The organism is Ralstonia sp. 25mfcol4.1, from assembly GCF_900104095.1.
Taxonomy (GTDB): Bacteria; Pseudomonadota; Gammaproteobacteria; order Burkholderiales; family Burkholderiaceae; genus Cupriavidus.
In genome coordinates, this window is record NZ_FNJO01000011.1 from 1 (window position 1) to 19,773 (window position 19,773).

The window sequence follows — 19,773 nt, forward strand, 5'->3', positions numbered from 1 at the left end:
CGTTGATAGGCTGGGTGTGGAAGCGCAGTAATGCGTTAAGCTAACCAGTACTAATTGCCCGTAAGGCTTGATCCTATAACCAGTGTGTTTGACCTGGTGGGACGTGAGTCCGCGTGTGCCACATGGCATACAACACAACCTCTTTACTACACCCCGATTCGCTGCGCTGATGCATGTCAGCGCGGCAACCCGTCATGCCTGGTGACCATAGCAAGTTGGAACCACCCCTTCCCATCCCGAACAGGACCGTGAAACGACTTTGCGCCGATGATAGTGCGGACTACCCGTGTGAAAGTAGGTCATCGCCAGGCTCTTATACCCAGAACCCCCAAGCCCTCAAAGCTTGGGGGTTTTGCTTTGGGGCGACGAAACGCGAAAGCCGTTCCAGAGCTTGTATCGCCCGACTAAAAAACGCAAAAAAAGCCGGCGGATCTCCCCCTTGGCCTCCCGGCGCACCTGCCGTGGTTGGTCCCACCTGTCCATAGAACAAATTCGAAAAGCACAGCCCGTCATGTTGGCTGTTGTATTGAGGGTACCCGAGCATTCCGGGTACGCGATGCATCTGATATCGTCTGCCTCCAAGTGCTGAAAAATTCAGCACGAAGCAGTCAGCAATACCAAGCCTCGGCGCCGAACAGCCAGGATGTTGGGATTTCGACGAACGGGTAAGTATCGGGTATCAGGGTCCAGGGGGTTATCGTGGCCATGAAGTTTCGGCCAGCACTGGCTTGTGTGGTGAGCGCGCTCGCGCTCGCCGGTTGTGCATCATCGACGGTCGCACCGACCGATCCATCAAAGTTGGCCAACGTCTCGGACGGAAATTGCGCGACGTTCGCGCAAAAAGGCTTGCTGAACGCCGCCGTTCCAAGCCAGCCGGCCGATCCGCTCGCGCTGGCGAATCGGACGGCGCATCGGGCGGCGAATACCGGACCGAATAGCGCGGCCGAATCGGAAGCCGGCGGCGACGGCGAGGCTGAATCCGACGCCACGTCGTTACCGTTGCTGGCCGAACTGCCTCTTTTCTCGGCATTCGCCTCCCCTGCAGGCCCCACTGCGAGTCCGACAGGCTGGCAGCCCTGGAAGGTCAATCGCAACAAGACGCCCACCCGTTATTCGCTGACCGAAGTCGACCAGCGCACCGTGCTGCATGCCGAGGCCGACGGGTCCGCGTCGGGCCTCTACGTCCCGCTTGAACAGCGCGATCCCGGCATGTTGCGCTGGATGTGGAAGACGCGCGATGTGATCCGTGTCGCGGATAACGCGGTCAGCCATCGCGAGGATGCCCCACTGCGGATTTTCGTGGCATTCGATGGGGATCGCAGCACATTGTCGCTGAAAGACCAGTTGATGTACGAAATGGCGCGCATCACCACGGGGCGGGAAATGCCATATGCCACGTTGATGTACATCTGGGGCGGTAAGCGTCCGGTGGGCAGTGTTCTGAACAATCCGCACACGGACCGCGTTCGCATGATCATCGTGGATTCAGGCACGCGCCATACCAACGAATGGCGATGCCATGAACGTGACCTGCGTGCAGACTACCGCAAGGCGTTCGGCGCCGATCCCGGCAAGATCCTCGCGGTTGGCCTGATGACCGATACCGACAACACCAAGAGCCGCGCCGAAGCCTGGTACGGCGATATCGCGCTGGACTAAGCCGACCGCCGTTCCAGGCCGGACACCGGGGGCGCCCGCTAGCCGACGCTCAGGTCTTCCAGCGCCAGCAGCGCGAAGGTGGCGAGCCAGTGAGTCGCTACGTAGTGGCCTTCCACGGCCTGCGGCAGGGACACTTCCAGATGGTCGGACCAGGCGCGCACCGCCAGCGGCTGCAGTGGCGACGGCAAGGCCGGGCCCAGCAGCCGCCAGCACCAGGCGCGCGTCAAATTCAGACCGTCCAGATGAGACATTTTCGGATCGGTCCGATCCGCGACAGCCACTGGGGTCAGCCAGGTCCCGAGTTCTGCCTGTCCCGGCGAAAACAGCTCCCACCATTCCGCAAAGCCGCAGTCGTCCATCACCTGCCGCATCAGCACCGCCTCCATCAGGCCGCCCGACAGGAATTCGTCGCCGCCCGGCTCGTACCGGGCGGGATAGCGCAGGTCATGCGCGAACCAGCGATGAGCCCGGCGCACGATCGACTTGCGCAGGGCCGGATGCTGGTCCTGCCGCGCGTAGAACAGCGCCATCACCAGCGCAAACGCACTATTGAAATGGGTGCCGGTGCGAACCGGGAAGTCGGCGACGTCGATGTAGTCCATCAGACGCTGGGCCAGATGGTTGGCCAGCGGCGCGCAAGCGGCGGCCCACCTGGCCGCCTGCGGGTCTTTGAGACCCAGCGCACCCAGTTCGGCCTGCAGCCGCAGCACCCACGCCCAGCCGTAAGGCCGCTCGAAGGTTCGGGAGCCCGGCCGTTCGAAATAGGCCAGTTCCGTGGCGAACGCCTCCGGGCGGAACTGGGCATCGAGTGCTTCGCGGATACGGCCGCCATCCGGCAGGTTGGGACGCAAGACAAGCAGCCGCACCAGCAGCCAGTGCATGTGCACAGACGAATGCCAGTCGTAGCTGCCGTAGAAGACCGGGTGGCTGACCGCCGGCGCGGCCAGGTCGCCCGCATCCACCATCAGGTGGTCCACCTTGTACGGATACGGACGCACGATGTTGTCGAGCGCCACCTGGGCAAATCGCGCCGCCATGGCGTCGTCCAGCAGCGTATGAGGCATCGCGGGTCGCCTGAAACGTCGATCAGTGCCGGATCAGGCCGGCGCCAGCCATTTCTCCACCAGCTTGACGAAGAACGTGGCGCCCACCGGCAGCAGTTCGTCGTTGAAGTCGTAGCTGGGGTTGTGCAGCATGCACGGGCCCATGCCATGGCCAGCCTCGCGATGCGCGCCCTCGCCGTTGCCGATGAACAGGTAGCAGCCCGGCTTTTCCTGCAGCATGAACGAGAAGTCCTCGGCGCCCATGGTCGGTTCCACGTTGCCGTCGACGTTTTCGGCACCCACCAGTTCGCTGGCGATGCCCACCGCGAACTCGGCTTCGGCCGCGCTGTTGATGGTAGGCGGATAGTTGCGGCGGAATTCGAAATCGATCGTGCAATCGAACGCCTGCGCTACCGCCCGCGACACTTCTTCCATGCGCCGTTCGATCAGATCGAGCACTTCCACGGTGAAGGTGCGCACCGTGCCGCCCAGCCAGACTTCATTGGGCACGATATTGGTGGCGTCGCCGCCGTGGAACTGCGTCACCGAGATCACGGCGGTGTCGATCGGCCGCTTGTTGCGCGTGATGATGCCCTGCAGGGCCGATACGATCTGGGCGCCCGTGAACACCGGGTCGGCGCCGTTGTGCGGCATGGCTGCGTGCGCGCCCTTGCCGCGCACGATGATCTTGAATTCGTTGCTCGATGCCATCAGCGGGCCGGTCGTGGTGCCGAACGAGCCGACCGGCATGCCCGGCCAGTTGTGCATGCCGAATACGGCGTCGCACGGAAAACGGTCGAACAGGCCGTCCTTGATCATCTCGCGCGCGCCGCCGCCGCCTTCTTCGGCCGGCTGGAAGATCAGGTGCACGGTGCCGTCGAAATTGCGATGCTCGGCCAGGTAGCGCGCGGCGCCCAGCAGCATCGCCGTATGGCCATCATGGCCGCACGCGTGCATCTTGCCCTCGTGTTGCGAGCGATGGCCGAAGGTGTTGGCTTCCTGCAGCGGCAGCGCGTCCATGTCGGCACGCAGGCCGATGGTTCTGGCGCTATTGCCATGGCGGATGACGCCGACCAGGCCCGTAGTGCCCAGGCCCCGATGGACCTCGATGCCCCAGGATTCCAGGTTCTTGGCCACCACGTCGGCGGTGCGCTGTTCCTCGAAACACAGTTCGGGATGCGCGTGGATGTCACGTCGGATGGTGCGGATTTCGGCTTGCGCCTGCAGGATTTCGGGGATGAGCTTCATGATGCCGGTCCGGGCAAATGGGGCAATTGGATACCCCCGATCATACGACGCCTATCGTAGAAGCGCCAAAACAAGGCGATCCCGGCACCTCCGGCCGGCCCGGGGCACATGCCGGTGCGCGGACGAGCACGGCGGGCATACCTTGGCGCCGGCAGCGGTAACGGCCGGACGCCGTCCGCATCCGCGCGCTGGCGCAGCGCAGCATCGGGCGATGCCCCCCGGGCGGGTGGGTTTCCCCGCATGGCGGGCGCCCTGCAGTGCTGGAACAGTTCATGCTTGAAGAGCCCGGCCGGTCGCGTGCCACGTTGCCCAGCAGAACGCCGCACCAAAATGCGGCGCCCTGCGTGGGACATTCGGGACGGCGCGACTGATCCTTATCGTCATTTCAAGACTTCCCACTGGGAGAATCGTGCGATGTCCCTTCGTCACGTCAAGAAGGCTGTCGGCAAGGCGGTCGGTGCCGTCCTGCTGACCGGCGCCCTTGGTCTCGGCCTGGCCAGTCAGGCCCAGGCGGTCGATCTCAAGATCGCCATGAGTTCGCCGCCGACCTCAATGGATCCGCATTTCTATAACCTGTTCTCGAACATCAATGTGTCCGAGCACGTGTTCGAGACGCTGATCAAGCTCGACCCCGACAGCAAGGTGGTGCCGGGCCTGGCCGAATCGTGGAAGCTGGTCAACAACCTCACGTGGGAATTCAAGATCCGCAAGGGCGTGAAGTGGCATGACGGCACCGAAATGACCACCGACGACATCGCGTGGTCGCTGGACCGCCCGGCCACCATCGTCAACAGCCCGGGCAAGTTCGATGTGTACACCAAGGCGATCATCAACAAGAAGATCATCGACAAGTACACGATCCAGGTGACCACCAACCAGCCGTACCCGCTGATGCTCAACGACCTGACATCGGTGTTCATGGTCCAGAAGAAGGCCACGCAGGGCTTGTCTTCCGACGACTTTGCACAGGGCAAGGGCATGGTCGGCACCGGCCCGTTCAAGTTCGTCAGCTATGCGCGCGACGACCGGGTCGAACTGGTGAAGAACCCCGACTACTGGGGCCCCAAACCGGCCTGGGACAAGGTGACGCTGCGCTTCATCCCGAACCCGGCCACGCGCCTGGCCGCGCTGCTGTCGGGCGACGTGCAGGCCATCGAGAACGTCCCCACGCCGGACCTGCCGAAGGTGCGAAGCGATCCCAAGCTGTCGTTCTTCTCGAAGATCTCGCACCGCGTGATCTACCTGTACTTCGACGTCAAGCGCGACAAGTCGCCGTTCGTGACGACCAAGGACGGCCAGCCGATGGACAAGAACCCGCTGAAGGACGCGCGCGTGCGCATCGCCATCAGCACGGCCATCAACCGCCAGGGCATCAAGGACCGCCTGATGGAAGGCCTGTCCGAGCCGACCAACAACCTGGTGCCGCCCACGCTGTTCGGCCACAACCCGGCGCTGAAGACGCTGAAATACGATCCGGAAGCGGCCAAGAAGATGCTGGCCGACGCCGGTTATCCGAACGGCTTCGGGCTGACGCTGCATACGCCGAACAACCGTTACGTCAACGACGAGAAGATTGCGCAGACCATCGCGCAGAACCTGACCCGCATCGGCATCAATACCAAGGTGGAAGGCATGCCGATGGCCACGTACTCGTCGAAGGCGATCAAGCGCGAATGGTCGTTCGGCCTGGTGGGCTGGGGCGCCCAGACCGGTGAGGTCAGCTCGCCGCTGCGCGCGCTGGTGGCGTGTGAAGACTCGAAGAAGGGCTTCGGCACGACCAACTGGGGCGAGTACTGCAATCCGAAGATGGACACGGTGCTGGAAAAGGCACTGGCCACCGTGGACGACAACGAGCGATCGAAGCTGCTGCAGGAAGCCACGGCCATCGTGGTCCTGGACGGCGGCATCATTCCGATCCACCATCAGGTGACCACGTGGGCCACGCAGAAGGGCATCACGTATGTGCCGCGTACCGACGAACGTACCTACGCGCACCTGTTCAAGCCTGCCCAGTAAGCCAGCCGGGCAGGGCGGGGCCGCCAAGGGCCGGCGGCTCCGGTATGATCGCGGCCCCGGTCTTCCACGAGAAGCCGGGGCGATGTCCCCACGATGTCCCCCGTGGGCCGCGAACCCGCCGGCAGTGCGCCACCGCGCGCCGGCGAAAGGATAGGCGTCTGGAAAATGCTGGTCTTCATCATCCGGCGACTGATGCAGAGCGTGGTTGTGCTGCTGGTCATGTCGTTGCTCGTGTTTCTTGGCGTTTTTGCGATCGGCAATCCGATCGACATCCTGATCAGCCCGCAGGCCGACCAGGAAGACATCAAACGCACCATCGCCGCGCTCGGCCTCGACAAGCCACTCTGGGAGCAATACTGGATCTTCCTGCAGAACGCGCTGCACGGAAATCTGGGCACCTCGTTCGCGCACGGCACGCCGGCGCTGAAGCTGATCTTCGAACGCATGCCGGCCACGATGGAGCTGGCGGTGTGCGCCATCCTGCTGGCCATCGTGCTGGGCATCCCGCTGGGGCTGTGGGCAGGGCTGCGGCCGAACGGCGCGGCCGGCAAGACCATCATGACGGTGTCGATCCTGGGCTTCTCGCTGCCCACGTTCTGGGTCGGGCTGATGCTGATCATGGTGTTTGCCGTGCAGCTGGGCTGGCTGCCATCGAACGGGCGGGGTGAGACCGTCAGCGTGCTGGGCGTGCCGCTGAGCTTCCTGACCGTGGACGGCATCCGGCACCTGATCCTGCCGGCCGTGACGCTGTCGCTGCTGAACATCGCCATGGTGATCCGGCTCACGCGTGCCGGCACGCAGGAGGCGATGCTGCAGGACTACGTGAAGTTCGCCCGTGCCAAGGGGTTGTCCAACAGCCGCATCGTCGGCGTCCACGTTCTTAAGAATATTCTGATCCCGATCGTCACCGTGATCGCGCTGCAGTTCGGCTCGATCATCGCGTTCGCGATCGTGACCGAGTCGATCTTCGCGTGGCCCGGCATGGGCAAGCTGATCATCGATTCGATCCAGTTGCTGGACCGCCCGGTGATCGTGGCCTACCTGATGGTGATCGTGACGCTGTTCATCCTGATCAACCTGGTGGTGGACATCGTCTACAGCATGCTCGATCCGCGCGTGCGCATTGCCGACAACAAGGGCTGAGCCATGAGCACATCGACCGTTCCCCAGCAAGCCCCGGCCCAGCCGGCGCCGGCCGCCAAGGACCAGACCCCGTGGCGCCGCTTCGCGCGGCAGTTCTTCGAAAGCAAGCTCGCGGTGCTGGGCCTGGTGACGCTGCTGCTGATTATCCTGATCGCGATCTTCGCGCCGCTGCTGGCACCGCAGAATCCTTATGACCTGGCCACACTGGACGTGCTCGACGCGCGCCTGGCGCCGGGCGAGCAGGCCGGCAGCGGCATGACGTTCATCATGGGCTCCGACGAGCAGGGCCGCGACATGCTGTCGGCCGTGATGTACGGCCTGCGCATCAGCGTGGGCGTGGGCGTGGTCAGCACGGTGATCGCCCTGCTGCTCGGCGCCACGCTGGGGTTGCTGGCCGGCTTTCTCGGCGGGCGCACCGAGGCATTCATCATGCGTGTGGCCGATCTGCAGCTGTCGTTCCCGCCGATCCTGCTGGCGCTGATTCTTCTGGCGTTCTTGCGACCCGGCATCGGCAATATCGTGATCGCGCTGGTGGCGGTGCAATGGGCCTACTACGCCCGCACCACGCGCAGCGCGGCGCTGGTGGAGCGGCGCAAGGAATATATCGAGGCCGCCACCTGCCTGGGGCTGCCGCCGCAACGCATCATGTTCCGCCACCTGCTGCCCAACTGCCTGCCGCCGCTGATCGTGATCGCGGCGCTGCAGGTGGCGTCGGCCATCACGCTCGAAGCCACGCTGTCGTTCCTGGGGCTGGGCGTGCCGGTCACGGAGCCGTCGCTGGGCATGCTGATCGCCAACGGACAGCAATACATGCTGTCCGGCAAGTACTGGATCAGTTTCTTCCCGGGCATCGCGCTGGTCATCACCATCGTGGCGATGAACCTGGTTGCCGACCAGTTGCGCGACGTGCTGAACCCCCGCCTGCAGACGCAGTAAGACACCAGGAGAGCCGAAATGACCCAGCCAACCCTGGTCGTAGAAAACCTAAAAACGCAGTTCTTCACGCGTGCCGGCGTGGCCAGGGCCGTGGACGATGTGTCGTTCTCGGTGGGCCGTGGCGAAATCATGGGCCTGGTGGGCGAATCGGGCTCAGGCAAGTCGATGACCGGCTATTCGATCATGGGCTTGATCGATCCGCCGGGAAAGGTCGTGGACGGCCGCATCGCCCTGACCAGCCGCGACGGCGTGACGCGCGACCTGCGTGCGCTCACCCCGGCCCAGCAGCGCGACGTGCGCGGCAACCGCATCGCCATGATCTTCCAGGACCCGATGATGACGCTGAATCCGGTCCTGCGCATCGACACACAGATGATCGAAGCCGTGCGCGCGCACGACGACGTCAGCAAGGCCGCCGCCCGCGAGCGGGCCCGCAATGCGCTGGCGCGTGTCGGTATCCCGTCGCCGGACGAGCGTCTGCAGGCCTATCCGCACCAGTTTTCGGGCGGCATGCGCCAGCGCGTTGCCATTGCCATCGCGCTGCTGAACAAGCCCGACCTGATCATCGCCGACGAACCGACCACGGCGCTCGACGTGACCATCCAGGGCCAGATCCTCTATGAAATGCAGACGCTGTGCCGCGAATCGGGCACGGCGCTGATCTGGATTACCCACGACCTGTCCGTGGTGGCTGGGCTGGCCGACAAGGTCTGCGTGATGTATGCCGGCAGGATCGTCGAATCCGGCGATGTGCGGCGGGTGCTGGAGCAGCCCCATCATCCCTACACGCACGGACTGATCGGCTCGGCGCCGTCGCGCAATCCGCGCGGTGCGCCGCTGCGGCAGATTCCCGGCATGACGCCGTCGCTGCTGAACCTGCCCGGCGGCTGCTCGTTCCGCAACCGCTGCCCGTACGCCACCGACGTGTGCAGGAACGATCCGCCGCTGGCCATTTCGCCAGATGGCCGGCAACTGCGCTGCTTCCACCCGGTGCATGCCCAGCAGGAGGCCGCATGAGTACGCCCGTGATCGATACCCCGAAGGCCGCCGCCGTGGACGCGTCTCCCGAAGCCGCCACGCCGCCGGCGCCGCTGCTGGAACTGCGCGGGGTGTCCAAGCGATTCGTCAAGTCGCTGGACGTGGCCGCCCGGGTCGCCAACGTGTTTGGCGCGAAGCAGAAGATGGAAGTGGTGCATGCCGTCGACCGCGTGAACCTGTCGATCCGCACCGGCGAGGTGGTGGGGCTGGTCGGGGAATCGGGGTGCGGCAAGTCCACGCTCGGCCGCATGGCCGTGGGCCTGCATTCGCTGACCGAAGGCGAGCGGCTCTGGCGCGGCACCGACCTGGACCGCCTGCCGCCGGACAAGCGGCGCGAGAAGCAACTGGCGATCCAGATGATCTTCCAGGACCCATACGCGTCGCTGAACCCGCGCCTGCGCGTGCTCGACATCGTCGGTGAGGCGCCGGTCGTGCATGGCATGGTCGACAAGGGCGCGCAGAAGGCCTATGTGGAAGACATGCTCGTGCGGGTGGGCATGGACCCGACGGTGCTGCGCCGTTTTCCGCACCAGTTCTCTGGCGGCCAGCGGGCGCGCATCGGCATTGCCCGCGCCCTGGCGGTGAAGCCCGAATTCCTGGTCTGCGATGAGTCGGTGGCGGCGCTCGATGTCTCGATCCAGGCGCAGGTGCTGAACCTGTTCATGCGCCTGCGTGAAGAGCTGAACCTGACCTACCTGTTCATCAGCCACGACCTCGGGGTGGTCAAGCACATCAGCGACCGCGTGGTGATCATGTACCTGGGGCGTGTGGTGGAGTCGGCGCCGACCGAGGAGGTGTTCACGTCGCCGAACCACCCGTACACCCAGGCGCTGCTGGCCGAGGCGCCGAAGCTGGAGGTGGGCAAGAAGACATATGTGGCGATCCGGGGTGAAATCCCGTCGCCGCTCAATCCGCCACTGGGATGCCACTTCCACCCGCGCTGCCCGCACGCGATGCCCCGCTGCAGGGAGGAACAGCCCGTGCTGAAGGAGATCGCGCCGCTACGGTGGTCGGCGTGTCACCTGAACGACATGGGGTGAGCGAAGCGGGCGGTTTTCCAATCGAAACCCTTGACTGGCGCTCGCTCCCCGCTCCCATGTAAGTTGGGAGAGGGGTTGGGGGAGAGGGCATGGCGGTCAATTTGCCGCTATCGCATCCTGAGCGGCGCGGCCCTCTGCCCCGCCCCTCTCCCGCAGCGCGGGAGAGGGGAGAAAACCGTCGCACCACACCCCTCAGCGAATCACCACACCGCGTGAATTGATGATAGTCATTTCGACGAATTTCGAGCCCACGTGGTTGTCCGGGCCAAACTGGACGATGAATCCGCCCAGGTCAACGTTGCGCATGCTCTCCAGCGCCATCACGAAGCGTTCGCGCGTCAGGTCCTTGCCGGCGCGGCGCAGGCCTTCCACGAATGCCTTGGCGGCGATGAAGCCTTCGATGCTGGCGTAGTCGAAGTCGTTCTGCTTGCCGGCCGTCTGCAGCAGGCGCAGGTATTCGCGCACCACCGGCAGCGTGGCATTGCCCGGATGGGGCATCACCTGCGAGATGATCACGCCGCTGCCCTGCGGGCCCACTTCCTTGGCCAGCGCCTGGGTGCCTACGAACGACACGTTATAGAACTGTCCGCTGTAGCTGCGGCGCAGGGCCTCCTTCACAAAGGCACCGGCCGTGCGATAGGCGCTGATCAGCACCACCGCATCGGGCTTGGCCTTCATGGATTCCTGCATCGCGTCGCCGATTTCCACCGTGTTGCGGACCACGCTGGACTGCGCCACCAGCTTCACGCCGCTGTCGGCAGGCAGCGCCTTGATCGCGTGCTCGATGCCCGCCAGGCCAGCCTTGCCGTAGCCGTCGTCGTTGTAGACCACGGCAATGCGCTTCAGGCCCGTGGTGCGGATCTGGCGCACGATGGCCGCGGTTTCTTCCTCGTAGCCCGCGCGCACGTGGAATACGTAGCGGTTGGCTGCGTCGCGCAGCGTCTGCGCGCCGCTGAACGGGGCGAAGAACGGAATGCGCGCCTGGCTGACCAGCGGCAGCGCCGCCTGGCTGGTGGGCGTGCCCACATAGCCGAACAGCGCAAAGACGCGGTCTTCCTCGATCAGCTTCTTCGTGTTCTTGACGGCATCGTCGGGCTCGTAGGCATCGTCCAGCGCCTTGAGTTCGATCTTGCGGCCGAACACGCCGCCATGGCTGTTGATGTAGTCGAAGTAGAGGCGCGCGCCGGCGTTCATCTGCTTGCCCAGCACGGCCGTGGGGCCGGTCAGCGCGGCCGATTGTCCCAGCAGGATCGTATCGGCGGACACGCCAGCCTCGGCGGGCGTGGTATTGGCGGCAAACGCGGCGCCTGGGACGCCGCTGGCCGCGAGCGCGGCCGCCATCATCAGGCCGGCGAACTGCCGGCGCTTGACCCCAGAAGTGAAACCCATGTGAATCCCCGTCAAAAATCCGTAAAACGTTCTTCGTTGCGTCTTTGCTGCTTTCGGACCCCGCGGATGCCGTCCGGATCTTGTGCCGGTACGGCTCCCGGCCCTGCTGGGCCGGACAGTTGCCGGCCTTGGCCGGACTGCGCCGGCACATCATAATCGAATACAATCGGAGCCAAACAATTTCTCCCGGTCAGCAATGTTTGGCCGACGCCACTGCGCCACAGTCACGCCGTTGACAAACGCCACGCCGTCGGCCTGCCGAATGCCCGTACCGGGCGCCCCACCCGCCGTATCAGCCTGCCGAAGCCCACCATGGCCACCCGCATCGTCCGCGCCGCCTGCCCCCATGATTGCCCCGATACCTGTGCGCTGCTCGTCACCGTCGAGGACGGCCGCGCCACCAAGGTGGCCGGCGATCCAGACCATCCCACCACGGGCGGCGTGCTCTGCACCAAGGTATCGCGCTACACCGAACGCACCTACCACGCCGACCGCCTGCTGACGCCGCTGCGCCGCGTGGGCAGGAAGGGCGAGGGCAGGTTCGAGCCGATCTCGTGGGAAACCGCGCTCGACGAAATCGCCACGCGGCTGGGCGCCATCGCCGCACGCAACCCCGAGGCCATCGTCCCGTACAGCTACGCGGGCACGATGGGCCTGGTGCAGGGCGAAAGCATGGCCGCGCGGTTCTTTCACAAGCTCGGTGCGTCGCTGCTGGATCGCACGATCTGTGCCAGTGCCGGCGCCACGGCGCTGCGCTACACCTATGGCGCCAGCGTGGGCATGGACATGGAGCACGTGGTCGATGCGAAGCTGGTGATCATCTGGGGCGGCAACCCGATTGCGTCGAACCTGCATTTCTGGACCCGCGCGCAGGAAGCCAAGCGCCGTGGCGCCACGCTGGTGGCGATCGATCCGTACCGCTCGCTGACGGCAGAGAAGTGCCATCGCCATATCGCGCCGATGCCCGGCACCGACGGCGCGCTGGCGCTGGCGATGATCCATATCCTGATCCGCGACGGCCTGCTGGACCACGACTACATCGCGCAGCACACGGTCGGTTTCGACGCGCTGCGCGAGCGGGCGATGGACTATCCGCCGGCCCGGGCAGCCGACATCTGCGGCGTGCCCGTGGAAGACATCGAATGGCTGGCCGGCCTGTACGGCCAGCTGGCGGTCAGGGAGCGCCAGCCCGTGGCCATCCGCCTGAACTACGGCGTGCAGCGCGTGCGCGGCGGCGGCCAGGCGGTACGCGCCGTGGCCTGCCTGCCGTCGCTGGTGGGCGCCTGGCGCCAGCCGGCGGGCGGCCTGCAGCTGTCCACGTCGGGCTTCTTCCCGGTCGATACGGCGGCGCTGCAGCGCCCGGACCTGCTGCCCACATGGCCCGACCTGCCGCGCACCGTCAACATGAGCACGATCGGCGATGCGCTGCTGGATGACGGCACGCAAGGCAACGGCCCGAAGATCGAAGCCGTGGTCGTCTACAACAGCAATCCGGTGGCGGTGGCGCCCGAGTCGGCCAGGGTGGCGCAGGGGTTTGCGCGCGAGGACCTGTTCACGGTGGTGCTGGAGCACTTTCGCACCGATACGGCCGACTATGCCGATATCGTGCTGCCGGCCACCACGCAGCTGGAACACGTGGACGTCCACAAGACCTACGGCCACGTCTACTTCCTGGCCAACAACCAGGCCGTGGCCCCGCTGGGCCAGGCGCTGCCGAACACCGAGATCTTCCGCCGGTTGGCCGCGCGCATGGGGTTTGCCGAGCCGTGCTTTGCCGATACCGACGAGGCAATCGCCAGCCAGGCCATCCTGCGCGACGACAAGCGCGCCGAGGGCATCAGCTGGGACACGCTGAAGGCGCGCGGCTGGCAGCGGCTCAATATCGACGCGGCACCGTTCGCCAACGGCGGCTTCCCGACGCCTTCGGGAAAGTGCGAGTTCTATTCGGCGGCCATGGCGCGCGACGGGCTCGACCCGCTGCCGGCCTACGTGGCACCGTACGAGACCCCGTCGTCGGCGCCGGAACTGGCGGCACGGTATCCGCTGTCGATGATCTCGCCGCCGGCTCGCAATTTCCTGAACAGCACGTTCGTCAACGTCGACAGCCTGCGCAACACCGAAGGCGAGCCGCATCTGGACATCCATCCGGTGGACGCCGCCGCGCGCAACATCGCCCATGGCGACCTGGTGCGCGCCTACAACGACCGCGGCAGCATGCAGGCGCGCGCCCGCGTGACCGATCGCGCCAGGCAGGGGCTGGTGGTGGGCCTGTCGATCTGGTGGAAGAAGCTGGCCCCGGATGGCAAGAACGCCAACGAACTGACCAGCCAGCAGCTGACCGACCTGGGCCGCGCGCCGGTGTTCTATGACTGCCTCGTGGAAGTGGAGGCGGTGCGGACCGAGGCCCTCGCATCATGAAACGGTGGCCGGCCCGCCGGCGCCTGGCGGGTATCCTCGCGATACTCGCTGGGGCGACGCTGGCGGCCGGCTGCGACACGGTCGGCTATTACTATCAGTCGATCGGCGGACACCTGGGCGTGATGGCTTCGGCGCAGTCGCTGGACGACGCCATCGCCACGGCCAACGGCGCCAACGACCGGAAGCTGGCGCAGCGGCTGGAACTGGCGCGCCGCATCCGCGACTACGCATCGCGCGAACTGAAACTTCCCGACAACGGCAGCTATCGCCGTTACGCCAATCTGCACCGGCCCTATGTGGTGTGGAGCGTGTTCGCCACGCCCGAACTGTCGCTGGACCTGCGCAAGTGGTGCTTCCCGATCGTCGGCTGTATTACCTATCGCGGCTACTACAGCCAGGACGATGCCGATCACTATGCCAAGGGGTTGCGCCGCGACGGCTTCGAAACCTATGTGGCGGGCATCCCGGCCTATTCCACGCTTGGCTATTTCGACGATCCGCTACTCAACACCTTCGTCTACCAGCCTGAGGGCGAACTCGCCCGGCTGATCTTCCACGAACTGGCGCACCAGGTGGTGTACGTGCGCAACGACACCGCGTTCAACGAGTCGTTTGCCACGGCCGTGGAAGTGGCCGGCGTGGAGCACTGGCTGGCGCAGGAGGGATCGGCCGACGCGCGCGCCAGCTACAGGATCTATGACGCCCGGCGCCGCCAGTTCCGCGCGATGCTGCTCAGCACGCGCGACAAGCTGGTGACGCTGTACAAGTCGCCGCTGGACGACGACGCCAAGCGCCTGGGCAAGGCGCGCATCTTCGACGAACTGCGACAGCAGTATGCGGCGCTGAAGGTCGAATGGGCCGGCTATAGCGGCTACGACCGCTGGTTCGACCAGCCCCTGACCAACGCCCACCTGGCCGCCGTGGCCACGTACCAGCAATGGGTGCCGGCCTTCACGGCGCTGCTCGCGCAGTGCGGCGGCGACTGGGAACGCTTCTATGCCGAAGCGCGCAAGATCGGCGATCTGCCGCCGGCCGAGCGCGACGCGGCGTTGCGCAAGCTGGCGCCGCCGGCCACCGAAGTCACGCCGCTGACAGCCCGTGGCACCATGGGCGCCGTGGCCGATACGCCAAAACCCTGACGCGGGAGTTTCCCGATGGTGACGCACGCCCCGCATGCGAAAATGGCGGCCATGTCTCATGCCCCCAAGAAACCCGGCAATCTTCCGCGCGCCACCGCCGCCGCCACACTGAGCGACGACGGCCCCGCGCGTTCGCACGTGGCCGAGCGCCAGGAAATGCGCCGCCGCCAGATCCTGGATACCGCCGCGCAGCTTTTCTACACGAAAGGCTATCCGGGCATGACGATGAACGACCTGTGCCGGGCCCTCGGCGTGACCAAGCCGGCGGTCTACTATTACTTCGCCGACAAGTACGAGATATTCGACATCCTGTGTCGCGAATCGGCGCAGACCTGCCTGCCGGTGATTCGGGAAACGGCCAATCCGGCGCTGCCGGTGCGCGAGCGCCTGCATGCCTGCCTGCTGGAAATGGCGCGCCGCTGCGTCAGGTGCCATGTGGCGGCGGCGCTGAGCTTCCGCGACAACCAGTACCTGAAGGGCGATACGGTCGCGTGGCTCAACAGCATGGCTCGCGAGTTCTACCGCGACCTGTACGTGCTGCTGGAGGAAGGACGCGCCACAGGCGTGTTCGCGTTCGGCGACGCGCGGGTGACGGCCCATTCCATGGGCGGCGTGATCGGCTTCATGTACACCTGGCACGAGCCGGGACGCATGGACCCCGAGGCGCTGGCCCATGAGCTGGCGCAGAACATGATGAAGCTGGTGCTGCCGCCGGCTTGATCCTCGGCAGGGATGGCGGCTTTCTACGCCAGTTTCATCAGGGTATTCCCTCGATCCCACCGAAGGGTGGCGCATAATTCACGATTTCGACGGTCCAATTCGTGGAGGACTTCGTCTAACGGGTTGTCTTCACATGGGGCACGCGTTTAGCATTCCCAAAAAATCGAACGACCATTCAGAAATTCAGGAGACGGTATGGAAAAGCTGTGGCTGAAAAACTATCCGGCAGGCGTACCGGCAGAGATCGACGCCAGCCAGTTCCGTTCGCTGGCCCAGTTGCTCGAGCATTCGTTCCGTACCTACGCCGACCGCCGCGCCTTCATCTGCATGGACCGCGCCATCACCTATGGCGAACTGGACCAGCTGTCGCGCCAGTTCGCGGCCTGGCTGCAATCGCGCGGGCTGCGCCCGGGCGCCCGCGTGGCCATCATGATGCCGAACGTGCTGCAGTATCCGGTGGTGCTGGCTGCCGTGCTGCGTGCCGGCTACGTGGTGGTCAACGTGAATCCGCTGTACACGCCGCGCGAGCTGGAGCACCAGCTCAAGGACAGCGGCGCCGAAGCCATCGTCATCCTTGAGAATTTCGCGGCCACGCTGCAGGCCGTGCTGCCGGCCACGCCGGTCAAGCATGTGGTGGTGGCCAGCATGGGCGACATGCTGGGCGGGCTGAAGGGCGCCATCGTCAATTTCGTGGTCCGCAACGTCAAGAAGATGGTGCCGGCCTGGGAACTGCCCAACTGCGTGCGCTTCAACGACGTGCTGGCCGAAGGGCGCAAGATGGAACTGAAGCCTGTCAGCACGGGCCCGGACGACATCGCGTTCCTGCAGTACACGGGCGGCACCACGGGGGTGTCGAAGGGCGCCACGCTGCTGCACCGGAATATCGTGGCCAACGTGCTGCAGTCCGAGGCGTGGATGCAGCCGGCGCTGGCCAAGGGCGCCCATATCGACCAGGTGGTGACGATCACCGCGCTGCCGCTGTACCACATCTTCGCGCTGACGGTCTGCTGCCTGCTGGGCATGCGCAGCGGCGGCCTGAGCATCCTGATTCCGAATCCGCGCGACATCCCGGGCTTTATCAAGGAACTGCAGAAGTACAAGTTCCACATGTTCCCGGCCGTGAACACGCTGTACAACGCGCTGCTGAACCATCCCGACTTCGCCAAGGTCGACTGCTCGGGCCTGCGCGTGGCCAACGGCGGCGGCATGGCCGTGCAGGAAGCGGTGGCCAAGAACTGGCTGGCCAAGACGGGCTGCCCGATCATCGAGGGCTACGGGCTGTCGGAAACCTCGCCGTCGGCCACCTGCAATCCGACCGATTCGGACGCATTTTCGGGCACCATCGGCCTGCCGCTGCCGTCCACGGAAGTGTCGATCCGCGACGACGACGGCAACGAACTGCCGCTGGGCCAGCCGGGCGAGATCTGCCTGCGCGGCCCGCAGGTGATGGCCGGCTACTGGAACCGCCCGGACGAGACCGCCAAGGTCATGACCTCGGATGGCTTCTTCAAGACCGGCGACATCGGCGTGATGGACGAGCGCGGCTACACGAAGATCGTCGACCGCAAGAAGGACATGATCCTGGTGTCGGGCTTCAACGTGTATCCGAACGAGGTGGAAGGCGTGGTCGCCGAATGCCCGGGCGTGCTCGAAGTAGCGGCGGTTGGCGTGCCCGACCAGCACTCGGGCGAGGTGGTGAAGCTGTTCGTGGTCAAGAAGGATCCGGCGCTGTCGGAAGCCGACGTGATCGCGTTCTGCAAGGACCGTCTGACCGGCTACAAGCGACCGAAGTACGTCGAATTCCGCACCGAGCTGCCGAAGACCAACGTCGGCAAGATCCTGCGGCGCGAGCTGCGCGACAGCCGCAAGGCTGCGTGAACGGGCAGGGCGCCCGTCGTCAGCATTCGTTCGACGGCGCCATCTGCGGCTGGGTCGATCCATCGGGATAGATCAGCCGCACGCACGTGCCGGGCTCCAGCCCCGGCGCGGCCGGCCCGTTCACCTGGGCCACCATGCCATCGGTGGTCCGGACCTTGTACTGGTACAGGTCCATCTGCATGGGCGGCGGCGGCGGATTCAGCAGCCGCGTCAGGTCTACCGAGAAACCCACCCCCACACCACCACCTCCGCCTCCGCCGCCGGCGGCCACACCGCCTACCCCCATCCCGTAGCCGCCGTAGCTGCTGCCTTGCGGCACCTCCACGCGAGACAGGAAGGTCTTCTCGGTTACACGGCCGAGTTTGATCGTCGCATTGACCGGTGTGATCTGCGGGCCGGCCGGTGCGCTGCTGCAGCCCGCGCCCAGCGTGGCAAGCGCGGCCGCGCACAGCGTGGGCATCCATCGGAATACGGAAATGGCGGTTCGGGTCATGGCGAGGTCGTCAGGCTGGACTTGAGGCGGCCCAGCAGCCGGAAGAGGGCGCGCCGATCCGTATCGGCAAGTCCCGAGAACAATTGCTCCACCCAGGTCTCGTGCGCACGCGCCATGCGCGAGAACGCCTCGCGCCCGGCCGGCGTCAGACGGATCAGATAGGCCCGGCGGTCCGTGGGCAGGGCCTCGCGCGTGACCAGGCCTTCCTGCTGCAGCTGATCGGTGATGCCCGTGACGTTGCCGCCGGTCACCATCATGCGGCGCGACAGCTCGCCCATCTTGAGCCCTTCGGGATGGCGGTCGAGTTGCGACATCAGATCGAAGCGCGGCAGCGTGACCGCAAAGTCCTGGCGCAGGCGCGAGCGGATGTCGCCCTCGATCAGCGTGGTGCAGGTCAGCAGGCGCAGCCAGAGCCGCAGCGCCTCGTGGTCCGATTCCCCGGCGCTGGTTTCCAGGTCGACCGGGGTGTCATCGGCGGCGCTGCTGGCGGCGGAAGGATTGGGCATCAGGATTCGGGCAGCGTGAACATTTGATGCCTCAAGTATATGCGCTGCCGCCGTCTTCCCAGTGATTGTGGATGGTCAATCCACCTTGGCGCCCGAATCCTTGACGACCTTGGCCCACTTGGTGGTCTCGGAGCGGATCAGCGCGGCGAACTGTTCGGGCGTGTTGCCCACCGGATCGGCGCCCTGGGCCATCAGCCGTTCACGCACGGCCGGCGTGTTCAAACTCTTGGCCACTTCCTGCTGGATGCGATGGATGATCTCCGGCGGCGTCCCGGCCGGCGCCAGCAGGCCAAACCACGAACTCGCCTCGAAGCCCGGCAGGTTGGCTGCCTGCGCCACGGTGGGCACGCCGGGCAGCGCCGGCGACGGCTTGGCGCTGGTCACGGCCAGCGCCTTGAGCTTGCCCGACTTGATCAGCTGTATCGACGACGGCAGGTTGTCGAACATCACCTGCATGGTGCCGCCGGACAGGTCGGTCAGGGCCGGGCCGCTGCCACGGTACGGAAAGTGAACCATGAAGGTCTTGGTCTGCGTCTTGAACAGCTCGCCGGCCAGGTGGATCGACGTGCCGTTGCCGCTCGACGCCATATTGAGCTTGCCCGGATTGGCGCGCGCGTAGGCGATCAGGTCGTTGACGCTATTGATCTTGTTCTGCTGGGCGAAGGCGGGATTGACCACCAGCACATTGGGCACCGCGGCCACCAGCGTGATCGGCGCGAAGTCCTTGATCGGGTCGAACGGCAGCTTGCCGTAGAGCGACTGGTTGATGCCGTGCGTGCCGACCGTACCCATCAGCAGCGTGTAGCCGTCGGGGGCCGACTTGGCCACGATGTCCGAGCCGATGTTGCCGCCCGCGCCGGGTTTGTTGTCGACCACCACGTTCCAGCCCGGCAGCTTCGACAGCTCGGCCGACACCGCGCGCGCCATGATGTCCGTAGTGCCGCCGGCCGGGAAGGGCACGACCAGCCGGATCGGCCGGGTGGGGTAGGCGTCGTTGGCGAGCGCCGCAGCCGCGGCCAGCGGGCCCAGGGCAGCCGACAGGAGCAGGGCGAGGGTGCGCCGGCGAGATTGATGCATGGCAATGTCTCCAGGTAAGGCGGCCGGGTG

General features: G+C 65.6%; 16 protein-coding genes and 2 rRNA genes. 12 read left to right on the plus strand and 6 right to left on the minus strand.

Annotated features, from left to right (window positions below):
• The 3 genes from BLQ58_RS19155 to BLQ58_RS19165 form a co-directional block, all read left to right on the plus strand.
• Positions 1-75: ribosomal RNA gene (locus tag BLQ58_RS19155) — 23S ribosomal RNA — on the plus strand; the annotation flags it as partial.
• Positions 76-197: 122 nt separating this feature from the next.
• A 5S ribosomal RNA gene (gene rrf / locus BLQ58_RS19160) occupies positions 198-311 on the plus strand.
• A 388-nt stretch (positions 312-699) separates the two neighbouring features.
• Positions 700-1,659 (plus strand): DUF3047 domain-containing protein, encoded by a 960-nt coding sequence (locus BLQ58_RS19165; RefSeq protein ID WP_254776024.1) that lies wholly within the window; start codon positions 700-702, stop codon positions 1,657-1,659.
• 38 nt (positions 1,660-1,697) lie between these two features.
• Here BLQ58_RS19165 and BLQ58_RS19170 read toward each other — a convergent pair whose 3' ends face one another.
• Positions 1,698-2,723: a DUF2891 domain-containing protein gene (locus tag BLQ58_RS19170; protein ID WP_029051713.1), complete on the minus strand. Its 1,026-nt coding sequence runs from the start codon at positions 2,721-2,723 to the stop codon at positions 1,698-1,700.
• Positions 2,724-2,756: 33 nt separating this feature from the next.
• Positions 2,757-3,950, minus strand: a complete 1,194-nt coding sequence (locus BLQ58_RS19175; RefSeq protein ID WP_029051714.1) for a M20 aminoacylase family protein — start codon at positions 3,948-3,950, stop codon at positions 2,757-2,759.
• A gap of 414 nt (positions 3,951-4,364) precedes the next feature.
• On the opposite strand from BLQ58_RS19175, the gene BLQ58_RS19180 reads away from it, so the two are divergent.
• The 5 genes from BLQ58_RS19180 (at position 4,365) to BLQ58_RS19200 (ending at position 10,123) form a co-directional block, all read left to right on the plus strand.
• On the plus strand, positions 4,365-5,966 hold the full coding sequence (locus BLQ58_RS19180; protein WP_029051684.1) for an ABC transporter substrate-binding protein: 1,602 nt from the start codon (positions 4,365-4,367) through the stop codon (positions 5,964-5,966).
• 165 nt (positions 5,967-6,131) lie between these two features.
• Positions 6,132-7,109 carry an ABC transporter permease gene (locus tag BLQ58_RS19185; protein ID WP_029051683.1) on the plus strand — a complete coding sequence of 326 codons (978 nt, stop codon included), beginning with the start codon at positions 6,132-6,134 and terminating at the stop codon, positions 7,107-7,109.
• Between the two features lie 3 nt (positions 7,110-7,112).
• Positions 7,113-8,045, plus strand: a complete 933-nt coding sequence (locus BLQ58_RS19190) for an ABC transporter permease (protein ID WP_092601199.1) — start codon at positions 7,113-7,115, stop codon at positions 8,043-8,045.
• 18 nt (positions 8,046-8,063) lie between these two features.
• Positions 8,064-9,062 carry an ABC transporter ATP-binding protein gene (locus BLQ58_RS19195; RefSeq protein ID WP_092601201.1) on the plus strand — a complete coding sequence of 333 codons (999 nt, stop codon included), beginning with the start codon at positions 8,064-8,066 and terminating at the stop codon, positions 9,060-9,062.
• Entirely contained in the window at positions 9,059-10,123 is a 1,065-nt protein-coding gene (locus BLQ58_RS19200; RefSeq protein ID WP_092601203.1) for an ABC transporter ATP-binding protein, read from the plus strand. Before BLQ58_RS19195 ends, BLQ58_RS19200 begins: the two co-directional genes overlap by 4 nt.
• Before the next feature lie 192 nt (positions 10,124-10,315).
• Here the strand turns inward: BLQ58_RS19200 and BLQ58_RS19205 are convergent, their stop codons facing one another.
• Positions 10,316-11,512, minus strand: coding sequence for an ABC transporter substrate-binding protein (locus BLQ58_RS19205; RefSeq protein WP_092601205.1), 1,197 nt, complete (start codon positions 11,510-11,512; stop codon positions 10,316-10,318).
• Between the two features lie 312 nt (positions 11,513-11,824).
• On the opposite strand from BLQ58_RS19205, the gene BLQ58_RS19210 reads away from it, so the two are divergent.
• The 4 genes from BLQ58_RS19210 to BLQ58_RS19225 all read left to right on the plus strand — a co-directional run bounded on the left by BLQ58_RS19210 (position 11,825) and on the right by BLQ58_RS19225 (position 17,667).
• Positions 11,825-13,930 carry a molybdopterin-containing oxidoreductase family protein gene (locus BLQ58_RS19210; protein WP_092601207.1) on the plus strand — a complete coding sequence of 702 codons (2,106 nt, stop codon included), beginning with the start codon at positions 11,825-11,827 and terminating at the stop codon, positions 13,928-13,930.
• Positions 13,927-15,069: an aminopeptidase gene (locus BLQ58_RS19215; RefSeq protein ID WP_092601209.1), complete on the plus strand. Its 1,143-nt coding sequence runs from the start codon at positions 13,927-13,929 to the stop codon at positions 15,067-15,069. Before BLQ58_RS19210 ends, BLQ58_RS19215 begins: the two co-directional genes overlap by 4 nt.
• A 156-nt stretch (positions 15,070-15,225) precedes the next feature.
• Entirely contained in the window at positions 15,226-15,789 is a 564-nt protein-coding gene (locus BLQ58_RS19220; RefSeq protein ID WP_254776028.1) for a TetR/AcrR family transcriptional regulator, read from the plus strand.
• 195 nt (positions 15,790-15,984) lie between these two features.
• Positions 15,985-17,667, plus strand: a complete 1,683-nt coding sequence (locus tag BLQ58_RS19225) for a long-chain fatty acid--CoA ligase (RefSeq protein WP_092601213.1) — start codon at positions 15,985-15,987, stop codon at positions 17,665-17,667.
• Positions 17,668-17,686: 19 nt separating this feature from the next.
• Here BLQ58_RS19225 and BLQ58_RS19230 read toward each other — a convergent pair whose 3' ends face one another.
• The 3 genes from BLQ58_RS19230 to BLQ58_RS19240 form a co-directional block, all read right to left on the minus strand.
• Entirely contained in the window at positions 17,687-18,127 is a 441-nt protein-coding gene (locus BLQ58_RS19230; protein ID WP_092601215.1) for a hypothetical protein, read from the minus strand.
• A 29-nt stretch (positions 18,128-18,156) separates the two neighbouring features.
• The gene (locus BLQ58_RS19235) at positions 18,157-18,666 is read right to left on the minus strand and encodes a MarR family winged helix-turn-helix transcriptional regulator (RefSeq protein WP_092601217.1); all 510 of its coding nucleotides are present in this window, start codon (positions 18,664-18,666) and stop codon (positions 18,157-18,159) included.
• A gap of 75 nt (positions 18,667-18,741) precedes the next feature.
• The gene (locus BLQ58_RS19240) at positions 18,742-19,743 is read right to left on the minus strand and encodes a tripartite tricarboxylate transporter substrate binding protein (protein WP_092601219.1); all 1,002 of its coding nucleotides are present in this window, start codon (positions 19,741-19,743) and stop codon (positions 18,742-18,744) included.
• Positions 19,744-19,773 lie beyond the last annotated feature (30 nt).